Origin of the sequence: Sporosarcina sp. 6E9 (assembly GCF_017921835.1) — a bacterium.
Taxonomy (GTDB): domain Bacteria; phylum Bacillota; class Bacilli; order Bacillales_A; family Planococcaceae; genus Sporosarcina.
In genome coordinates, this window is the sequence record NZ_JAGEMN010000001.1 from 56,691 (window position 1) to 76,040 (window position 19,350).

Below are 19,350 nucleotides of genomic sequence, written 5' to 3' on the forward strand. Positions count from 1 at the left end.
TATGAAGTAACATGAAACTTTCAGACAGTTCAATCGTAATAGTAGCTAAGTGAATAGAGAGAATGGGGGGCATTATAGGTGGGGGATCCGTTAGTCATTATTGTTACCAGCGTTATTATTTTTATGGCTTATCATTTCCTAACCAGAAATAAGAAAAAGCTAGAAAAATTGCGTAGAGAATGGAAAACAGGTGAGTTCCACGCCTTAAGTGAAGATCTGAAATCTATATCTTCTTACTGGTCGAATAAGAAGAACAGTAGCCAAAGTTACTTCGGGGTAGATCAGCTAACCTGGGATGATTTAGCGATGGATGAAATCTTCCATAAGCTTAACTATACACAGTCAACAGTTGGCTCAGAATATTTATTCAATCAACTTCGTGATATTGATCCGAAACTTGAAGGGATAAATGAACAGGAAGAACTTTACTTTTTGCTGGCAAACGACCAGGCGTTAAGGGAACAAGTACTACTTACTCTGTCAGGTCTTGGAAAATTAAATTATACGAACTCGTCTTCTTTTTTCCACGAACATCATCACGAAAAAATTGATCATTCGTATCTTTACATTTTACTAGCACTACTGCCAATAGCTTCAGTTGCCATGATGTTTTTTAGTTTACAGTACGGCATTGTAAGTCTAATTCTTACATTTACGATTAATATGCTAGTCTACTATCGCAATAAAAACAGATTAGAAAACAAGATGTTTTCAATTACATACGCGGCGGCGATTATTAATACAGGCAAAAAATTAACAACAATTAATCACCCTGCGCTCGGAGCATATGTGAAGGATATTAAGGATAATCTCAAACCGATTAAGAAAATCTCATTTTGGGGAAAGATGGTTTCCACTGGTGGTGGCGGGGAATTTGATTTCGTATCTGAATATATCCGCATGTTATTCATGCTGGATTTCATCGCATACAATCGAATTATCGAAACAATAACCGATCATAAAGAAGCGTATCGTCAAGTATGGGAGCGGATAGGGGAGTTGGATGCAGCGATTGCAGTTGCATTTTACCGCAAATCGCTTGATACCTATTGTAGGCCAGCATTTATTGAAGATGAAAATCTTCTATTCGAAAATATAGCACATCCACTTATCTCTCATCCAGTCACGAACACATCTACTTTGGGTAAAAGCACACTTGTTACAGGATCTAATGCTTCCGGGAAATCAACCTATATTAAAGCAGTCGCGATCAACGCAATTTTGGCGCAGACAATTCATACAGTGCTGGCTACAAAGTGGACGATGAAACCTAGCTATATCGTTACTTCAATGGCGATTCAGGATAATGTATTGGACGGAGATAGTTATTTTATAGCTGAAATAAAATCACTTAAGCGGATTATTAAACTGATTGAAGAAGGAAAACCGGTCATTTCATTTATCGATGAGATATTAAAAGGAACGAATACGATTGAACGAATTGCTGCATCGGCCTCAATGATGGAATGGCTGGCTTCGAATAAAGGCATGAATCTTATTGCCTCACATGATATCGAACTGACCGAAATGACTAGAACAATCTACACAAATTATCATTTCAGAGAATCCATTGAAAATGGCGAGGTACTGTTTGACTATAAAATTCATGATGGACCGTCACGAACCCGAAATGCCATTAAACTTCTTGAAATACTTGCCTATCCGGAAAGCATTACAGAGAACGCGAACAACTTGGCAAAACACTTTACGGAATGGCGAAATTGGGAGGAAATCAAAGGGGATGAGTTGAGCAAATCGCGTGCTTTTTCGGATAAGAACTAATTTTTTTCTTAATAGGGGGTAACGAAGAATGAATAATAAAACGTTGGTATTGTTATTGGTTGTCTTAGGAATTAACACTTTGCGATATGGATCCTATCTGTTAGAGGGGTCTACAAGTACCTATTATTTAGTATTCTTTTCTTTAAATTTATTATCTATGATTGTAGTTGGCATCAAAGCATTTAAAAATACTGACGCGAACAGAATTTCAGAAAGAAAACAGGAATAGATAGCTTGTTGAAGTAAGTACAACAAGCAGTTTCCTTTTGAGGTGTCGGAATGGGTAAATTAAAAAACAAAACCCCAGATTTTATTGCATATTTCGCCTTAGGTGTAGTCTTAGGCGTGATATCCAAGTATCTAGATACCATTGCAATTATTGATGAGAATTGGTGGATGAGCATTCTATCTTACCTGGGGGATTTATTTACGAGGTTAGGTATTTGGGTTTTGATAGCAACCGTTATTGCCGCATATAGTAAAACGCTCAGTAAAGCTGCATTGAATACGTTCGTTTTCTTTTTAGGAATGCTCATCAGTTATTATTTATATTCAGCTTATTTATTTGGATTTTTCCCAACCAGCTACTTTTTACTTTGGGGCAGTATTGCACTAGCGTCTCCTATTCTGGCAATCATTGTTTGGCAAGCGAAAAATAGTATGCGTCCGGCTAATAGCTTACCGGCATTACCTATGGGATTAATGCTAAGCCTTTCTTTGGGAGTAGGTTTCTTTTATATGTCTTTAAGTTATGTGGAAGAACTCATTATGTATGTCATTTTATGTAGGATCTTTTACAAGGAACCAAAACAATTGGCGGTCATTGTTACTTTGTCATTCGTGGTTATGTTTATTGTTAAACGAATAAGTCCCTTTGCTTTTTAATTTCCATTTTGGAGAAACGTGGAGGTTGCATATAAAAAGTAAAATATTTATATCGATTTGTTTAAAGATCTGGCAAAGTTATTTATTGAAAACGATATTCTAATCCAAAAAGTATTATGATGAACGAATAAATAAAAAAGGGGGTGAAGAATTGGATTTGTTTTCATTTGTACCCATTATATTTTTCCTTGTCTATATTTTTATTTTTGTATTCGTCGCTTACTTATTAATCACGGTAATTCTGTTCATGAAAAGGAAAAATCGCAGTGATGAGTTATTACTTCAAAAAATGGATGAATTATCACAGAGGTTAGTGGAATTGAAAGAAGATAAAAGAAGTTAATCATTTATCTTCTTTCAAATTGGACCACTTTAAAGGGGGAATTCAGTAGTGAAATGGGAAAAGGCGAAAGTTCTTGTACTTGGAACTTTTCATATGTCGGAACATGAGGGCTTATATGCAGAGAAGAGGCAAGTTGAAATTGAGGAATTGGTCTCTAAACTAGCGGGTTTTAAGCCAACAAAAATTGCAGTTGAAATGGTACCGGAAGATGGTGAATTTTATAATGAAAAATATAAACAATACAAATTGGGTACATATGAATTGGAAATGAATGAAATTTATCAAGTAGGCTTTCGTTTAGGTTTAAAGCTGGGGCATAATTGGATTTATCCAACCGATTGGATGGGTGAGGCTGAGATGGAATATGGAGAAGTTGAGAAGTGGGCGCAAGACAATCAACCAGAACTTTTAAGTGAAATATATCAGGGGCTTTCTATACTTGAATTAACGGAAAGTAAAAGCATAGTGGACTATTATCAAGAACTAAATGAGCCCTCTTGGCTTAACATGTTGCATAGAATGTATGTAAATATGGCCCGTATAGGCGATGTTAATAACAATATTGGCATGAAGTGGTTAAGCTGGTGGTACAAAAGAAACTTAATTATGTTCGCTAATTTAACGCGTCTGATTGATTCGGAAGAGGAAAGTATTTTATTTTTAGTAGGCAGTTCGCATTCAACTATCGTGAACAAATTTCTAGAAGAGAGTGAAATTTGTGAGGTTGTCCGACCGCTAAACTATCTATCTTAAATTAAAAAATGTTGACTTTACAAGATCATACTAATGAAATTCTACAAGTATTTATTCTGCTTATAGATGAAGGAGAAAAAAATGAGGTTAGAAGAAATCATCGGCATCGTTAGGGAATATTTTTCTTTGGCATTATTAGCAGTAATTGCTTTGGGAATGATCTATTTTCTAATCTATTTCATTGTTTATAAAAGACTATTCAAAGGGAAGAGAACGCTTCCGAAAAAACAGATGCTATTGCTGGGCATGTTTATGGGTTATGTCATCATGGTGATTGGCGTGACTTTTTTGATCAGGGGACCTAACTATCATAGCGGGATAGACTTATCCTTATTTTCTTCATACCGTGAAGCTTGGTATCAGTTTAGCATTCGACATTGGCAGTTCATCTATTTAAATATATTCATGTTCGTACCCTTCGGCATTTTATTCCCGCTGTTGCATCCACGCTTTCGAAAAGCTGTATGGACAATCGGGGGAGCCGCGTTATTTACGCTATCCATTGAAAGTGTTCAGTTAATAACGGGTTACGGTAATTTTGTAGTGGATGATTTATTTAATAATTTTCTGGGGGCAACCATTGGATATGGGATTACCATGGGCTTTATTAGCATAAAAGATAAAAAAATAAAGCGATTCTTTTACTACCTATCCCCTTTATTGCTAGTGATTATCTTTTCAGGGAGCATGTTTACGTATTATCACTCGAAGGAGTTTGGGAACCTTTCCATTGTGCCAACTCATAAAATTGATATGAGACCAGCCGCAATTACGACGAATGTAGAATTGAACGACAGCGGTAAGACGGTTCCGATTTATAAGGCACCAAGCTATTCAAAGAGTGCCGCTGACGAATTTGTTCAGGATTTTTTTGGACGCATACAGGAAGGTCCTTCAGACATGGAGGATATTTCTTATCCAGATTTAGCGATGTATCGAATTAATGGCGAGAATTCATATAATATGTCATTCCAATTCCTGGATGGAAGCTACAGTTTCACGGATTTTTCAATCCTGGACCCGGGTATAAAGCTTACAGATGTAGATGAAGAAACTTTGGAAGAAAATTTAATGAAATTCGGCATTGAAATTCCTCAGGAAGCCAAGTTTCAAAAAAGTGATACTGGCGTGTATGAGTGGACAGTAGATAAAAAAGTGATGAAAAACCAGTTGATAGATGGTGCTGTAAAGGCAAGTTATTACAATGATCATACGGTGAAGGAAATCGAGAATCAGTTAGTTATCTACGACAAAGTTCGAGACGTTCAAATAAAGAGTGAACAAGAAGCGTATCAAGAAATTTTGGTAGGGAAGTTTCAAGTTTACGCTGAGAATAACAAGATTGATAGCTTACAAATCCATAAAGTATGGGTCAGCTATTATTTAGATTCCAAAAGCTATTACCAACCTGTTTATGCCTTTCAAAGTACAGTAGATGAGATGGATATGATTATTTTAGTTCCAGGAATCTAGTCATTGAGAGGAGTTAAGAAAGCGTTGGAGAAATACACATCATATGTGTTTCGTTCCAAAACAAATCCGTTCAGTTGAGCGGTACAAAAACGCAATTAAACAACCAAGTTACCTAGCTCGCATATGAATTAGGTATCTTTGTTTTGCCTATCCATCAACCTTTTGATTCAAAAGAAAACAGCTTTGGGCGGCTAATACATACGTTAAAGCCGCTGCTAATTTGTTGGTTAAAGTTGTGTTCTTAAAATTTCTTATGCAACAATCGCGCCGGATAGCTGCCTTTGTTCACTCTTTTGGTTTAGAACAATCTGTACAAAGGATTTTGCTCTCGTTTTTCAAATAAGCTTTAATTTCTACCATCCCTGCATATTGTGGCACTTTCATTTTTGCATATATTTCTTCTCCTGGTTGAACTTCACGACTACAATTAGAACAATACAACTTACGTTTAAACAATTGGCTACCTCCTTATATAACAATCTGGCCCGTTAATGGCATAAAGTTTGTGCAACAATCGCACCCGTTTGAGGCACCTCTTATTTAATCACTATACAAGTCGTCGACTTCTTCCCATTTGGAATCGGAATTATCGGCCTTTCTCCAAACTTGTCCTGTAGTTATGTCATACATATAAATAATTCCATCTTGCACAACCACTCTATATGAGTCACTTTCTCCATCATAGGACTGATTAATACTAACACTCTCCGCCACATCGCCAAGACCACTTCCTATAAATCCTCCAGCAAAAAGAATACAAATACCTAGAAATATGAGAACCCCATTATTATTTTTCTTCTCCAATTTCGTTCACCCCTACGATTATGAATTACAAACTTACCCTTGGTTTCCCCTATTCCGCAATCTGGCCCGTTAATGGCATAAAATTTGTGCAACAATCGCGCCCGATTGCAGAACGCTTTACAAATATTAATTAAGCTTTAATAATTTGAAGGTTAGATAAATCATCAAAGATATAAAGAAAAACAGAGTTTCAAAATTAACAAGAAATGTATTTGGCTTCATTATTGTAAACAGCTTAATTCTTTTTATTAAACTCGCATCTAGAATGATAAATAGATAATAAAAAATGAATAATCCAAATAAAAACATCAAACCTGCCATTAATATTTCTTCATTTTGCCAAAAGGTTATACCTAAAAATATAGCCCATATACATTTAAAAACATTCACTAAACTTTCATATGGATGGGATAATGTCGCCATCATATGATTTCCTTGGCTATCAGTAATTGCACCATTTTCGTTATGCTTTGTTATAAATGCTAAATGACCAGTTTGCAGAACCATACCAATCACTAACATAATTAAATATACTGAACCAAACACAGTTCCTACTAACAGAACATCTGAATCTAGCAATTGAAATAGTACAAATGGTAATGGTAGCCAAACTGCATACATTATTGCCATTAATAAATGTATAAAAGCATACTCATTACTTTTAATCATCTTTTGGAACCTAAAAATAATCGTTAAAAATATTAAAATTCCTATCCAACCAAAAATCATTGTTGAAAATACCATTACGCCCTCCCTTTACAAATTAATCAGCCTATAAATGTCGAATTTTTTCATAAACATTCCCCATAAACTGGCCCGATTGTTGAATACTGAATATATACTTAATCCTACTGCCATTATACCGGAATTACCACAAAAACCCTTTTTAAAATGAAATAGCACCGCTAATTGCGATGCTAATAGTTGTTTTAATTCGTTGTTATTTCGCTTGTTATTTTAACTTTTATACCAGTGAATTGAACGGGTTAGTTCCAAACCAATCCAGGCTTTTTCTTTCGTTATAATTCCTCCACTTGACGAGACACCATTTAGTGTCGTATTATAAAACCAAGATACGACACCGTTCAGTGTCGCATGTTGGTTATGCAAGTCAGGGGGGAGTGATTGTGAACAGGACAGGACCAAAAAGAGATGTTTATGAGGCTGTTGCGGATCCGACAAGACGAAAGTTAATTCAAATACTGTCAGATGTTGAGGAATTACCCCTCCACGAATTAACCCCTCATTTTCAAATGGGTCGCACGGCAGTATCTAAACACTTAACCATCCTTAGGGATGCCCATCTTGTCAGTGTTCGAAAGGTCGGTAGAGAAACGAGGTATCGGTTAAATGCCGCGCCGTTGCAAGAGATTCAAGATTGGGTAGCATTTTATGAAGATTTTTGGAAAGCAAGAATGACCAAATTACATCAATTATTGGAGGAAAAGAAATGAAACCAGATGTATCATTAGATTTTCAATTTACAAGTTCAATCGAGCAAGTATGGAAGGCATTAACGGAATCGGATATGCTTGCGGAATGGATTTGGGATAATGATTTTAAACCGGTTGTTGGACATAAATTTCAGTTTCGAGCGGAGCCTTCCGAATGGTGGGACGGTATTGTAGACGGCGAAGTGCTTGTAGTAGACGAGCCTCATCGATTATCATACACATGGGCAAGTGCCGGAGAAACGACTACTGTTACATGGACATTGAAAGAGGATTCGGATGGAACTGTTCATCTGCATCTTGATCAATCTGGATTTAGTGATGCGACAAAAGCAACCGAAGGAGCCATTGAAGGAGCTAAATATGGCTGGACAAGTATGGCGAACAAGCTCGAAAAAGTGTTAGCTGAGTAATAAAATATATTAATCCGAAATACGTTAGGCCGCCATTAGTCAAAATGGCGGCCTCTTTCATCATCATTTGAAGACTTACGATTCATATGTATATCCTATGATCAATGGGACAAAAAGGTTTGAAATATCGAGTCGAAGCTATATTATTAAGAGTAGGAAAAAATATATTACAATTACTTATAAAGTAAGGGGTATGACAATGGCTTTAGTAAGAAATTTCTTTATGGAGTTATCCCAAAACCAACTTTTGAATAGTGCTGCTAAAAAGTATGGACTTAAAATGGGTGCTCAGAACGTTGTCGCGGGGACAAATATCGAAGAAACAATTGAAAGTATTAAGAAGCTGAATGCGGCAGGAATTTCTTGTACTGTCGATAATTTAGGCGAATTTGTCTATGAAAGAGAAGAAGCAACCGAGGCGAAAAATAGCATTCTTGATGTAATTGAAGCGATTCATACGCATAGCGTGGATGCACATATTTCATTAAAGCCATCACAACTAGGCCTTGATATCGATTATAACTTTTGTTATGAAAACTTAAGAGAAATTGTCGAAAAAGCGAATCAATATAATATTTTCGTAAACTTCGATATGGAAGATCACGAACGTCTTCAACCTTCTTTTGATATTTTGGAAACGTTATCAAAGGACTTTAACAATATCGGAACTGTTATTCAAGCCTATTTCTTTAGAGCCAAAGAAGATATCGAAAAATATAAGGATTTCCGTTTGCGAATCGTAAAAGGTGCTTATAAGGAGCCGGCTGAAATCGCTTACCAAGAAAAATCCGTGATTGATGAAAATTACATCGAGTTAATCGAGTGGCATCTATTGAATGGTAAGTTTACATCGATTGCAACACATGATCATCATGTCATTAATCATGTAAAACAATTTGTTAAAGAACACAACATTTCAAACGATAAATTTGAATTCCAAATGCTGTATGGTTTTAGAACAGATATGCAACAGGAGTTGGCGCAGGAAGGGTATAACTTCTGCGTTTACGTACCATTTGGAGATGATTGGTACGGCTACTTCATGAGACGACTTGCGGAACGCCCACAAAACTTGAACCTTGTCGTGAAACAAGTCTTCACAAAGAAAACGAATACGATGATTGGTCTTGCTGCGGGTGCGTTTATACTAGGAAGACTCACAAAGAAAAAATAAATTAACAACGAGCAAAACAACTTATGTAAAGAGACACAAAACTGCAATGGTAACCCGTTCAGTTGAGTGATACAAAACATAAATTTAACACACAATTAGAGTCCGAATTCGCATACGAATTGGACTCTTTCTTTTTGCCAGTGTATCAACATTTATGAATTCAACACACCTAATTTAGACGCTCTATTGATAAGCCTATAGCAGGATTTCAATTTCTATTGTAGGTCTGCTAATGTATGTGTTAATACCGCTATTAAATAACTCGAAGGTTTCGTTCACAGAGTCCAAGGAATGAAATTTGGTTCTTCTATAAACAGGCCACAATTGCCTAATAAAGATTGCACAAGAAGGAGAGTGATTTAAGTGAGGTATATTGAGATTGGTCTAGCTTTATTTTTTATAAGCTTTTGCTTGTTTTTCATAGGTTTGTACTTAGTAGAGGGGTTTTTTATACCAGGTTTTATTGTCCTTTGGATAGGGGTTACTTTAATGGCTATTGGTATTAAGAAGAGGGATAGTTTGTTAGGTTAACGGGTGCAATACTTGAATAAGTGTTGCCTTGCATTCGGATCAAATTGGTTAGATCCGTCTGCTTTATGGCAGTTCTTTTTTTAATGAAGGAAAAAGGTGATTTTGTTATGGGTGATAGACTTTGGGAGCACGAACCATTCGACGAATATGAATTAGAAGAATTGACCCAGAATTTATTAATAAAAGCAGAAAAAAGTTTAAAAGTAATACTACCAGATTTTTATGTTGAATTAATGAGAACTCAAAATGGTGGACGATTATTTAAAAACTCTTTCAAGATTAATAAGAAGAATGTGATTGCGGATCATCTTCTAGGTATTGGTAGTAGGAAAAATGAAGGGATCCTTATTACTCCTTATATGATTAAAGAATGGGGTTTGCCTAACGATATTGTCTTAATTAGTGGAGATGGACATAGTTGGTTTTTTCTAGATTACCGGCAAAAAAAAGAGGATCCTTGTGTTACCTTCATAGATACAGAAGAAAATTTTGAAATAATAGTAGCGAATAATTTCAAAGGGTTTATAGATAAACTTTTTCGAGATGGTAAAGTGAATGAGTTTGAATTAATTTCAGAAAGCTCTTATACAACGGGGCAACTTGAGAGAGTGGTTGAACAGGGTGATGATCCATTCTTGATCACAGACAGTTTTTTATATTATTCTGTAGCTGATTGTGATTTTGATTGGTTAGTGTCACAAGCCCTTATTGTTATGGACAATCCAGATGAATTCATAGCACCGGAAGTGATGGCTTACATGATGAAGAAGATTGCCAACACGGAACAAAAAATCAGTAATAAGGATTCGTTAGTTTCATTAGCCGAAAAAATTAAAAATCACGAGTCTGTCGAAGTTAGAAAATACTACACAAGTATACTAAATTATATAAATTAAAATGATTAAGTATTTTTTAATTGAACTACAGGCGCGTATACATCTCAAGAGAACCCGTTGGTCTATTAGTCAGTTTTTTTGTTTTAATACACTAAGCTAATAGATGAAACCGTCTGCTAGTGTTATAATAAGTGTAGGCAATTTTCAGATAGAATTTGTCAACACGATTATGGGGGAATTTATGAATGTCGAATGTAGTAAAAGTTATTTTCGAAAGCAATTCAGCAATTGCTGAAAATGAAACAGTAAAGAATTTCGTGAAAAACAGTCCAGCTGGACATTGTTCTGTATTACTGAATGATGAACATTATGTGGTCGTAAAAAACGATGAGAAAACACCTGTAAGTTTGGAAAAGGTTCGGGCAACTGCTGGAAATATTTCACGTGACTTAGGCAGCCGGAAAGTTGAAACTGCGGTTGCAGTAGCTGATGATATTGCAGCTGGCTTTGCAGAATTGGAGAAAGAAGCTGTTCTAACTGCATTTGTCGAAGGTTGGGAACTCGGCGCTTATCAATTTGTCACGTACAAACCAAGTGTCACAGCATTCAATACAGCGCTAGAAGTTGAAGGGGACGAGTCAGTCCAATCAGCCGTTACGACAGGGAAGATTCGCGCAGAAGCAACTGCATTCTCACGCGATTTGATGAATGAAGTCTCTAACGTCTTAAATCCAGAAACTTTTCCAGAAGTTTTGAAGAAGCAATTTGAAGACACAGACGTTGAAGTGAATGTGTTAGATAAAGAGAAACTTGAAGAAATGGAAATGAACGGTGTACTGACTGTCGGTCGCGGAAGTACATATAAACCAGCATTCGTAGAACTCGTTTATAAAGGCGACGCATCGAAACCACTCGTAGCATTGGTCGGAAAAGGCGTCACTTTCGATACAGGCGGCATCAGCTTGAAGAGTGGTAAAGACTTAAGCGATATGCGTATGGACATGGGCGGCGCTGCAGCGGTTGCAGGCGCGATGACCTTGCTTGCGAAAACAAAAGCGAAAGCGAACGTCGTTGTTTTAATTCCAATGGTTGAAAACATGCCAGATAATACATCAGTTCTTCCGGGCGAAGTCATCACTTATAAAAATGGTTTGACAGTTCAAGTCGGAAACACTGATGCAGAAGGTCGTCTCATCTTAGCAGATGCCTTGATCCGTGCAGGCGAATTAAATGCGGAGTATATCGTGAATATCGCAACACTAACAGGTGCAATTGGGAATGCACTTGGAACTGAATTAGGCGGCGTCTTCGGAGATGAGGAACTATCTGCTGAAATGAAGAAAATTGGCGATCAAAACGGTGACTTTATCTGGCCAATGCCATTAGTTGAAGCTTATGAAAGTTCACTAGATAGCGATTATGCAGATATGAACAACATCAGTTCATTAAACATGGCAGGTTCCATTACAGCAGGTCTATTCCTCCGCCGCTTCGTACCGAAAGAAAGCAAATGGCTGCACGTCGACATGGCGGGCGTCATGGACAAAAGCAAAGCATCTGGCTACTATGCAAAATCTGCAACAGGATATGGTGCAAGACTATTAGCTGACTTTACAACATTTGTTTCGAAATAATTAGGGGAGTGCTCAGTCTGGATGACTGAGCACTTTTTTAGATTGAAAATACATCGGATACTTGATGAAACGACTAAAGCCGCCCACGAAAAGACCATAACCCCGTCGTAAACGACTAAAGCGCGAACGAAACGACCATAACGCCATCAAAACGACCAAAACCCATCTTAAACGACTAAACAACACACCAATCCAACCAAACCCAACAAAAAAAACCGCGCCATCAACCAGCGCGGTCCAACAATTCACTCACAAACAAGCACTTGCCTTACAAATAATCCTTTTTTCGCTTCACAGCGGTCTGAAATCGTAAATCCGACTTCTTCAATCATATGATCGATCGTGTCAATCGTCACAACAATAACCCTATCGGCAATCCGTCGCGCCTGACGCAAGATATCCAGTTGATCTTCAGGTGTCGCTTCTGAAAAAATATTGTACGGCATATCGATAATCGCGACATCATACTTGTCCATAACATCTGCAATCGCACCGTGTTCCACATCACCAGAAAGGCCAAAGTATGCAATGTTCTCTTTCGCAGGCTTAATTACAAGCGGGTTAATATCCCGTCCGATAATGTCGATTCCCATTGAAAGCGCCTCAACAAGCACATTTCCAATTCCGCAACATGGGTCAATCACTTTTAACCCATCAGGATTTGGAACCGCAATATTTGCTACAGCTCTAGCGACACGCGTACTCAAAGCGGTGGAATAGCTATGCGGTTTTTTCTGGTGACGAAACCAAACCGATTCGCTCTCAACGTACTTCCCGAAATACCAGTGTTTATCCAGTACCAAAAATCCATAAACGCTTTCAGGGTGAAACAAATCCGGTTCACCGTTAATCTGTAAGCCAATTTCACGCTCGATTTTGCGTCGATCCGCATGTTCCATCTTTTCCGTTCCGTCTAATACCATTGTATTCATACAAACAACTTTAAAAGTTGTTCCTGAAACATCTAGTTGCGCAACTTGTTGGACCAGACTTTCCCAACTATCCGCATCGTATAACACTTCAAGTCGCTCTTTCATAAACGGACTGCGACTCGGATTGATCTTCTTATCGCTTAACAACACATTCGACTGCGTATCAAACCCAAAAAAAGAACGCATTTCCAATTGGCATAAGTCGTATTCATCCCCATGTCGGACATAAGTATAAACGAATTTAGAACTGGTCATTCAGCATCCTCGATTTCCGCAACCATAGAAAAGATAAATGAGTAGATGAGGTCATAAGCTTCTAGCAATGTCATTTCTTCAGTAAAGCCAGTCGCATAATTCAAGGCGAAATTCATATCAAATAAACCATCATTGCCAGAGAAAGCTACACTATATTTTCCTACATCACCAGATAAATTTGTATCAAGGTATTCTTTAATTGCTGCTTCATATTTCTTTTTCATTTTCAATCCAAACATCGCTGTATAAGTTTCGAATACATCATCGACTTCTAAAGAAACAGCATCGACGCCGACGAGATCGAATGATTTTGATTCGACGTATAAAAATTCTTTTATATGCGTTTTCAGATGATCAATCTTTTCTTCTAAAAAACGAGGTGTTTCAACGATGATAAGCGCCACTGTTTCTTTTTCACAACGCTCCAAATAAGCATCTGAAAAATTTGAAGTGGCATCTTTTAGAACGACTTCAACGCCAGTAGGGAGGAGTTGATGCGTTTCTGCATAATCTTTTTCTACTTTATGTAATTCGATTTTTTGGGGATCATTTAGTAATTGGTCTGCTATATATTGTTCCAATTGTTTTTTCAACATGTAACTTCACTCCTTATTCTTCCGTAGTCTATCCTATCATAGTTTTTCTAGAACGGACGTTCAATTGAATTGTGATGAATCGAATAATTTATTGTTAGAAATGGAATGGAGAAGATCCACATTTTATGGGTAGCGATAAGCGATCCATCCTTATTTTCCCGAACGATAAAATCTTCTTCAATCGGCAATTTTAATATCTTTTTCTTCACAGCCAAATAAATACCGGCATCTGGAGTAGGAGCGTTAAGATTTTGACTTGTAAGGCGCAAGTCTCGTCCATCTTGCATCAAATCCAACACACCAATCATGGTTGAAAAAGGCAATGGTAATGCGATATTCATATAGGTACGCTCTTCATTTTCATGAATGGAATAAAGCGCGACAAAAGCAGTCTCTCCATTTACATTTCGAACCCACGCACGAACACTTGCACGACCATCCAGTTCTTCATCTACTGAAAGAATCACACCCGTCATTTCAATTTCTCTTCGGTGCAAAGGCAAATTGATTTGCTTCAATTTCCGACTAATTGCCTTGTAAACAACCGCGAAAGGCATAAACCAAGCATGCCACTTTACAGAGGCAAATAAGCGGTAATCCACTGTGTTTTCATAGAAATCAATGACCTTGGGCGAGAGTGTATGGCAATCGAGTTGAGGTTCGAATACTTTCATACGATCAACAAGTCCTGATATTTCGGATTGCTCTTCACTTAAAAATTTGCCGCGAATCTTGCTAACAGGAAATGTCCGCGGAGAAAAAGTTGTTTTTGGAACAGATAGCGACCAACCGATAAGGCCAATCATTGCAAATAAAACACAATTCAACAGTCCATGAAAACGCAACATGAAATCGATAGAAACAGAAACAATTCCGAACCCATTTCCTAGTGCGTAAAACAAAGAAAATACAATAGTAAGCCCAAGTGCAGCAAAAGAAACGCGAACGAACCATTTTTGAATGCGACTAACAAAAGGTGTCTTCCAAGTGAGATAAAGTAGCCCATAGATACCAAATATGTAAAGGATGACAGAGAAAAGTTCAATCCACCGCGAAAACGTAATGCCAATGGCGACAACCATAGGCGATACGATAATAACCAAGCAAATGAATCGGTAAAATTTATTTTTATAAAGCCTTCCTAAAAACCCTACGAAAATTGGCAATAAAAACGCGGAGTAATGAAAATGGATGCCTGTCAACCACGTGATTAATGGTGTAAAACCAGTGTCGATTCCTGCGACATAGGCAAAATACCATCCACCGCCAAGCGCTAGGTAAACAAGTCCGCTATCAATCGCAAACTCTTCAATATTTGTAAACCCTCTGTCAATAAAACGCGATAACCCGTAGCACGCAATAATAACGGTAAAAACTAAATAAACATCAGCTAAAAAGCTATCCCATTGGGAGGGCACCCATTGAATTACCACCACTGAAACATATGCAGGCACTGCAAAATACCAATAATACCTCGACAACCAATCCCCTGGAACCATCACGAGCCGTAAAGCAATCGGAACATACACCAATTGCGCAACTGTCAAAAGTAGAAATGGCCAATGATCAGTACCGATGAGCATATAAATAAAAAATAGCAAACTATGTATAAGTACAAAGTTACGCATCTTCATCTGCAGAAAACGTCCCTTCATATGAAAAAACCATTCCAATCAATAGATTCTCCACTTGAACAATGATTTGATAGCATTCGAGTTCATCCACATATTTCTCCGTCACAGTCGCCAGGCCTTGAAATAATTTCGGTAGGGGAATTTCAAACTTACCGAGAACGAGCTTTTGATTCAACGAGGCAATCTTTAAATCTCCCTCCGGAGTCACTGTAAATGTTAAATCAGCATACACCTTATGTGGTTCCCCTAAATAATCTTTAATCACGAGCCGCTCTTCATCAAGACTCATCAACGCATTGAAATATCTTTTTTTATTGCCAAAATAAAATATGCGCTCCCAATGAACATGGCTTTTATCGTAATCCGTCAAATAAGCCGTATTCGTGATTGAAAAGGGAATCGATTTTCCGCGTTCTGGAAAGAGTAGTTTCCACTTTGTACCAATACGGAAAAAGGGAGAGAGCCACTTGGGACCGCCCTTTATTTCATCCATAATTCCAGAGGCTTTGAAAACAGTGCCTGCCGGCAAGTCGTACCGTTTTTGAAGCATCGGATGCAGTCGAGAAAAATCATCACCCATTACTTTTTTAAAAATCATTTTACACACCTCGTCGTTTTCTTAGACAACTTTTGGCAGACGGAACATCCCTCGATAACATGAATCCAATCACGGAAAGAATAATGAGCGAAAGATTGAACGTCACGGGGTTGAATGGATGAATTGCTGTTTCAGGAAGAGAAATGACCGCTGTAATTGTTAATAATGGAAACAAAATCATTTGCACTAGAAACAAATGATCTTTCCGACGGTAGAAAAGCCAAAACAGACCAAAAAAGACCTCCAACAAGCCAATTATCATGACTACTAACAATGCATGTCTATCCGAAAAGACATTGCCAATCATCGAAAGTTCCGCCGGATGCATGCCGATAATTTTAGGAATCAACCCTTGATACATCCATATAAAAGCAAATGCGTATGTCATCATATAGGTACTGAAAAAACGGACGTACTGGGAGGAGGGGGTTTCACCTTTTTCAAGCCATCTTTTCAACACGTCAAAGCTTAACGCGGTTGCCCAGCCAATCAATGGACGGAAAACAAACTTGTCTACTATTTTACCGACTCGACCGAAATTGACGTCATAATCGTATTGCGTTAGAAATTTCACTGAGTCATCCAGTTGTTCATATTTCCAATACCCGCGACCTTCACGAATAGGGGAAAGTTTTTGCGGGGTACCAAAATGAAGTGAAGAAGTTCTTTGGTTATCGTTTTGAAACGAGCCAATACTTTTCCCCCATCCTTCGACTTTATAAAAAGGGCCGACTGTCCTTGTATAGGTAAACTGCTGGGCTTCGTTTTCTTTTTTCGTCAAGTAGGTTATGGAGGAAAAACGAAGATCCCATTGTTCATGTAAGTGTGGATTTTGAGAAGCTTCCCATAAGGCATCAAGTTTAGAGTGAATCGGAACTTCAACGTAAATTGGTTTTGACTTCAAACAATGCACCTCCAATCGTTTTCAATGTACTAATTATAACGAATTATAAGTATAAAGGTTACCATTCAAATAAATGAAAAAACGACAGTGTCTTAGACACTGTCGCCATGTTCAATCGATAACGCCGTGCTGGATAAATTCAACATCGACATTATACTTAACCTCAATTGTAGGAAAACTTTCACGCCACTCTTCTACTGTTAAATTCTTCCCTTTTTGGCTGCTTTTATAAATACGACCATAACCAAAAGGGTCAGACTCAAGCTTTTGAAGTTTAGCCAAGAGCTTATCAAAATGATCTTCCATGTACTTTTTCACTTCATTTTCTATCAATTTACCGACTTGTGACTTTTTCAATACGATTCCTGCTGACTGCTCTAATAAGCGTAATCTCAGCGTTGTGTCTGTTTGAAAAACTAATTGATCTTCATCCAATACTTTTGTTTTACTATGCCCTTTATCTATTACAAATATCATCTGAACTTCTGTTTCCTGCGGCCTCTTTTCTCGTTCTTCAAGGTGGTCTTTAAACGGAGCAAGCGGTAATGTAACCTCTAAATGGTGTTCTTTTACAGTTCGCTCCATTAAGTTTATGAGCGTTGCTTCATCGCTAGTTAATTCGCCAATCATTTGATCGCCTTTAAATAATGCAAGTTTACTCAGTTTAGGCATGTCTTCTTCTATTTCAAAAATCGGTAGTACATTATCTTGTCCAACATCATAGTAAGTCGTCAAAAAGTCTTGTAACGTCTTTCGAGGAATATTATGATCGTTTGAACGGTTAGCAATCAGTCCATGTAAATACTGTCCAATATCTGTCGCAATATTTTCTTCATCAATCGATAATAATTCTTTTGCAGTCGTATCACTCACGGACAAATACATTAAATCCGGAATTCGTGCATCGCGTGCAGAAGTGTCCAATAGTGGTAAAATTCCTTTTTCCGCTAAATCTCTTCCAATTACTGAGAGTTTTAACTTACCAGGGGCAAGTTTGTATAAAAAGGCATCTCCGGCATTCTCTGTTGCACCTTTAACTGTTTTCGCCTTACCTGATAATATCTTAGTCATCTCTGTTGAGTCTGGGGTAAATTGAAAAGTGACTAAAGTAGTTTCGAGTAAGTCCTCATCCGTGATGTCAAGTCCACGCGCGTTAATAATCCCTATTTTTTCGATTGCTTGGGTTTCCACACAACTTGCAAGTAAAAAACTGGAAAGGGATAGGATTATTATTTTCTTGAAATTTTTCATTTTGTACTTCCTTTAGTTTTCTGACGTCGCTTTTTGAACAAGACGATTGGAAGAAGCAGTAACGGATAGATAAATACAATCCAAAATCCCATCACATTAACGATGTCGCTAACTTTTCGAATTTCGAAATCTCTATTGAGCACTGTACAAACGATTAAAGATAAAATTGAAACGACATATAATGTGGTGTTTTCCGGTATGGCATATAGACGTTTCGCCCCGTGTGTAATCATCCACATTAGAAGCACCATCGTTGGAATGGTAACCATCATCCATTCTGCGATGATGAAATAGTCAAAGCGTTCCATAAATGAAAAAGAGACAGATTTAAATAAAGATAAAACTGGCCAGGTAATCAAATTGAAATCATTTGGGCTAAAATAGCCGAGGGAAATAATCGTTGTACTCAGAACGAGTAAAGCGGAAATCGATATCCCAATATAACTCGGTAGTTTTGCATCTTTTTTGTTGTCAATAAAAGGATAAATCACAAATATAATTTCCAATCCGAGAAAAGTATAAATAGTTGATCGGGCACCTTTTAGCAATTCCGTAAAAGAGGCGTCGAACATTGGAAAAAAGTGCGTGACTTCCATTCGCGAGATTGGATCATATAGCAAGAGGAAAATCCATGGTGACAGCAAACTGAAAATAAAGACAGTGCCAACCACGACACGAATCCCGCCTTGAACACTATAGATAACGAGTAAAAGTAACAATAAGCCCATAATGAAAGTAGTAATCGTTGGAAAGATAAATACTTGAACGATTTCAATATAATTTAGCAATACTGAGAGAAACTCCACCATAAAGAAAAGAAGATAAATAGTACCAAGCAATTTTCCAATCCATCTACCAAAGATATCGACTTGAATGCCGAAAATATCGGCGTTTTCATATTTATTTAAAATGATAAACATCGCCCATGTAACAATGAGCATGTAAGCAAAAGCAATAATGATCGAAACCCAAGCATCTTGATGAGCCACTGCAAAAATATAGCGCGGCACGCCTAAGATACCGACACCAACTTGAATACCGACGATGATAAAGATCAAATAAAAAGCACGTATACTTTGCCCTGGTTTTATCGTCAAATTG

21 protein-coding genes are annotated in these 19,350 nt (G+C 37.5%); 10 read left to right on the forward strand and 11 right to left on the reverse strand.

Going from position 1 to position 19,350, the window contains the following annotated elements; all coding sequences use genetic code 11:
- Positions 1 to 78: 78 nt before the first annotated feature.
- From J4G36_RS18795 to J4G36_RS00415, 5 genes are all read left to right on the forward strand, one after another.
- A complete protein-coding gene (locus J4G36_RS18795; RefSeq protein WP_210467866.1) occupies positions 79 to 1,782 on the forward strand; it encodes a MutS-related protein in 1,704 nt (567 codons plus the stop codon).
- Positions 1,783 to 2,061: 279 nt separating this feature from the next.
- A complete protein-coding gene (locus tag J4G36_RS00400) occupies positions 2,062 to 2,667 on the forward strand; it encodes a hypothetical protein (protein WP_246880342.1) in 606 nt (201 codons plus the stop codon).
- A gap of 151 nt (positions 2,668 to 2,818) precedes the next feature.
- A complete protein-coding gene (locus tag J4G36_RS00405) occupies positions 2,819 to 3,010 on the forward strand; it encodes a hypothetical protein (protein WP_210467867.1) in 192 nt (63 codons plus the stop codon).
- A gap of 48 nt (positions 3,011 to 3,058) precedes the next feature.
- Complete coding sequence (locus tag J4G36_RS00410) at positions 3,059 to 3,763, forward strand: DUF5694 domain-containing protein (RefSeq protein ID WP_210467868.1); 705 nt, start codon at positions 3,059 to 3,061, stop codon at positions 3,761 to 3,763.
- A gap of 81 nt (positions 3,764 to 3,844) precedes the next feature.
- Positions 3,845 to 5,236, forward strand: coding sequence for a VanZ family protein (locus tag J4G36_RS00415; protein WP_210467869.1), 1,392 nt, complete (start codon positions 3,845 to 3,847; stop codon positions 5,234 to 5,236).
- Positions 5,237 to 5,521: 285 nt separating this feature from the next.
- On the opposite strand, the gene J4G36_RS00420 is transcribed toward J4G36_RS00415, so the two are convergent.
- From J4G36_RS00420 to J4G36_RS00430, 3 genes are all read right to left on the reverse strand, one after another.
- Positions 5,522 to 5,692, reverse strand: coding sequence for a Fe3+ hydroxamate ABC transporter substrate-binding protein (locus J4G36_RS00420; protein ID WP_210467870.1), 171 nt, complete (start codon positions 5,690 to 5,692; stop codon positions 5,522 to 5,524).
- A gap of 84 nt (positions 5,693 to 5,776) precedes the next feature.
- On the reverse strand, positions 5,777 to 6,040 hold the full coding sequence (locus J4G36_RS00425; protein WP_210467871.1) for a hypothetical protein: 264 nt from the start codon (positions 6,038 to 6,040) through the stop codon (positions 5,777 to 5,779).
- A 126-nt stretch (positions 6,041 to 6,166) separates the two neighbouring features.
- Entirely contained in the window at positions 6,167 to 6,784 is a 618-nt protein-coding gene (locus J4G36_RS00430; RefSeq protein WP_210467872.1) for a hypothetical protein, read from the reverse strand.
- Between the two features lie 383 nt (positions 6,785 to 7,167).
- On the opposite strand from J4G36_RS00430, the gene J4G36_RS00435 reads away from it, so the two are divergent.
- The 5 genes from J4G36_RS00435 (at position 7,168) to J4G36_RS00455 (ending at position 12,079) form a co-directional block, all read left to right on the forward strand.
- Positions 7,168 to 7,494, forward strand: coding sequence for an ArsR/SmtB family transcription factor (locus J4G36_RS00435; protein WP_210467873.1), 327 nt, complete (start codon positions 7,168 to 7,170; stop codon positions 7,492 to 7,494).
- Entirely contained in the window at positions 7,491 to 7,904 is a 414-nt protein-coding gene (locus tag J4G36_RS00440) for an SRPBCC family protein (RefSeq protein ID WP_210467874.1), read from the forward strand. The genes J4G36_RS00435 and J4G36_RS00440 overlap by 4 nt, the downstream gene beginning before the upstream one ends.
- 199 nt (positions 7,905 to 8,103) lie before the next feature.
- Positions 8,104 to 9,078, forward strand: a complete 975-nt coding sequence (locus tag J4G36_RS00445; protein ID WP_210467875.1) for a proline dehydrogenase family protein — start codon at positions 8,104 to 8,106, stop codon at positions 9,076 to 9,078.
- Positions 9,079 to 9,674: 596 nt separating this feature from the next.
- Positions 9,675 to 10,505 (forward strand): SMI1/KNR4 family protein, encoded by an 831-nt coding sequence (locus J4G36_RS00450; RefSeq protein ID WP_210467876.1) that lies wholly within the window; start codon positions 9,675 to 9,677, stop codon positions 10,503 to 10,505.
- Positions 10,506 to 10,690: 185 nt separating this feature from the next.
- On the forward strand, positions 10,691 to 12,079 hold the full coding sequence (locus J4G36_RS00455) for a leucyl aminopeptidase family protein (RefSeq protein ID WP_210467877.1): 1,389 nt from the start codon (positions 10,691 to 10,693) through the stop codon (positions 12,077 to 12,079).
- A 12-nt stretch (positions 12,080 to 12,091) separates the two neighbouring features.
- Here J4G36_RS00455 and J4G36_RS00460 read toward each other — a convergent pair whose 3' ends face one another.
- From J4G36_RS00460 to J4G36_RS00495, 8 genes are all read right to left on the reverse strand, one after another.
- Positions 12,092 to 12,328: a hypothetical protein gene (locus tag J4G36_RS00460; protein WP_210467878.1), complete on the reverse strand. Its 237-nt coding sequence runs from the start codon at positions 12,326 to 12,328 to the stop codon at positions 12,092 to 12,094.
- Complete coding sequence (locus J4G36_RS00465) at positions 12,325 to 13,266, reverse strand: TRM11 family SAM-dependent methyltransferase (protein ID WP_210467879.1); 942 nt, start codon at positions 13,264 to 13,266, stop codon at positions 12,325 to 12,327. The genes J4G36_RS00460 and J4G36_RS00465 overlap by 4 nt, the downstream gene beginning before the upstream one ends.
- Complete coding sequence (locus tag J4G36_RS00470) at positions 13,263 to 13,862, reverse strand: branched-chain amino acid aminotransferase (RefSeq protein ID WP_246880343.1); 600 nt, start codon at positions 13,860 to 13,862, stop codon at positions 13,263 to 13,265. The genes J4G36_RS00465 and J4G36_RS00470 overlap by 4 nt, the downstream gene beginning before the upstream one ends.
- A 47-nt stretch (positions 13,863 to 13,909) precedes the next feature.
- A complete protein-coding gene (locus J4G36_RS00475) occupies positions 13,910 to 15,535 on the reverse strand; it encodes a YndJ family protein (protein WP_246880344.1) in 1,626 nt (541 codons plus the stop codon).
- A complete protein-coding gene (locus J4G36_RS00480; protein WP_246880345.1) occupies positions 15,483 to 16,094 on the reverse strand; it encodes a DUF4166 domain-containing protein in 612 nt (203 codons plus the stop codon). The genes J4G36_RS00475 and J4G36_RS00480 overlap by 53 nt, the downstream gene beginning before the upstream one ends.
- Position 16,095: 1 nt before the next feature.
- Positions 16,096 to 17,007 carry a DoxX-like family protein gene (locus tag J4G36_RS00485; RefSeq protein WP_368668702.1) on the reverse strand — a complete coding sequence of 304 codons (912 nt, stop codon included), beginning with the start codon at positions 17,005 to 17,007 and terminating at the stop codon, positions 16,096 to 16,098.
- A 102-nt stretch (positions 17,008 to 17,109) separates the two neighbouring features.
- Positions 17,110 to 18,249: a Ger(x)C family spore germination protein gene (locus J4G36_RS00490; protein ID WP_210467882.1), complete on the reverse strand. Its 1,140-nt coding sequence runs from the start codon at positions 18,247 to 18,249 to the stop codon at positions 17,110 to 17,112.
- Positions 18,246 to 19,346, reverse strand: a complete 1,101-nt coding sequence (locus tag J4G36_RS00495) for a GerAB/ArcD/ProY family transporter (protein WP_246880346.1) — start codon at positions 19,344 to 19,346, stop codon at positions 18,246 to 18,248. Before J4G36_RS00495 ends, J4G36_RS00490 begins: the two co-directional genes overlap by 4 nt.
- Between the last annotated feature and the right edge of the window lie 4 nt (positions 19,347 to 19,350).

Coding starts and splice junctions, on each gene's coding strand:
- J4G36_RS00480 (WP_246880345.1), bottom strand. CDS start 16,094: ATGATTTTTAAAAAAGTAATGGGTGATGATTTTTCTCGACTGCATCCG.
- J4G36_RS00455 (WP_210467877.1), top strand. CDS start 10,691: ATGTCGAATGTAGTAAAAGTTATTTTCGAAAGCAATTCAGCAATTGCT.
- J4G36_RS00445 (WP_210467875.1), top strand. CDS start 8,104: ATGGCTTTAGTAAGAAATTTCTTTATGGAGTTATCCCAAAACCAACTT.
- J4G36_RS00415 (WP_210467869.1), top strand. CDS start 3,845: ATGAGGTTAGAAGAAATCATCGGCATCGTTAGGGAATATTTTTCTTTG.
- J4G36_RS00400 (WP_246880342.1), top strand. CDS start 2,062: ATGGGTAAATTAAAAAACAAAACCCCAGATTTTATTGCATATTTCGCC.
- J4G36_RS00430 (WP_210467872.1), bottom strand. CDS start 6,784: ATGGTATTTTCAACAATGATTTTTGGTTGGATAGGAATTTTAATATTT.
- J4G36_RS00450 (WP_210467876.1), top strand. CDS start 9,675: ATGGCAGTTCTTTTTTTAATGAAGGAAAAAGGTGATTTTGTTATGGGT.
- J4G36_RS00440 (WP_210467874.1), top strand. CDS start 7,491: ATGAAACCAGATGTATCATTAGATTTTCAATTTACAAGTTCAATCGAG.
- J4G36_RS00465 (WP_210467879.1), bottom strand. CDS start 13,266: ATGACCAGTTCTAAATTCGTTTATACTTATGTCCGACATGGGGATGAA.
- J4G36_RS00470 (WP_246880343.1), bottom strand. CDS start 13,862: ATGTTGAAAAAACAATTGGAACAATATATAGCAGACCAATTACTAAAT.
- J4G36_RS00490 (WP_210467882.1), bottom strand. CDS start 18,249: ATGAAAAATTTCAAGAAAATAATAATCCTATCCCTTTCCAGTTTTTTA.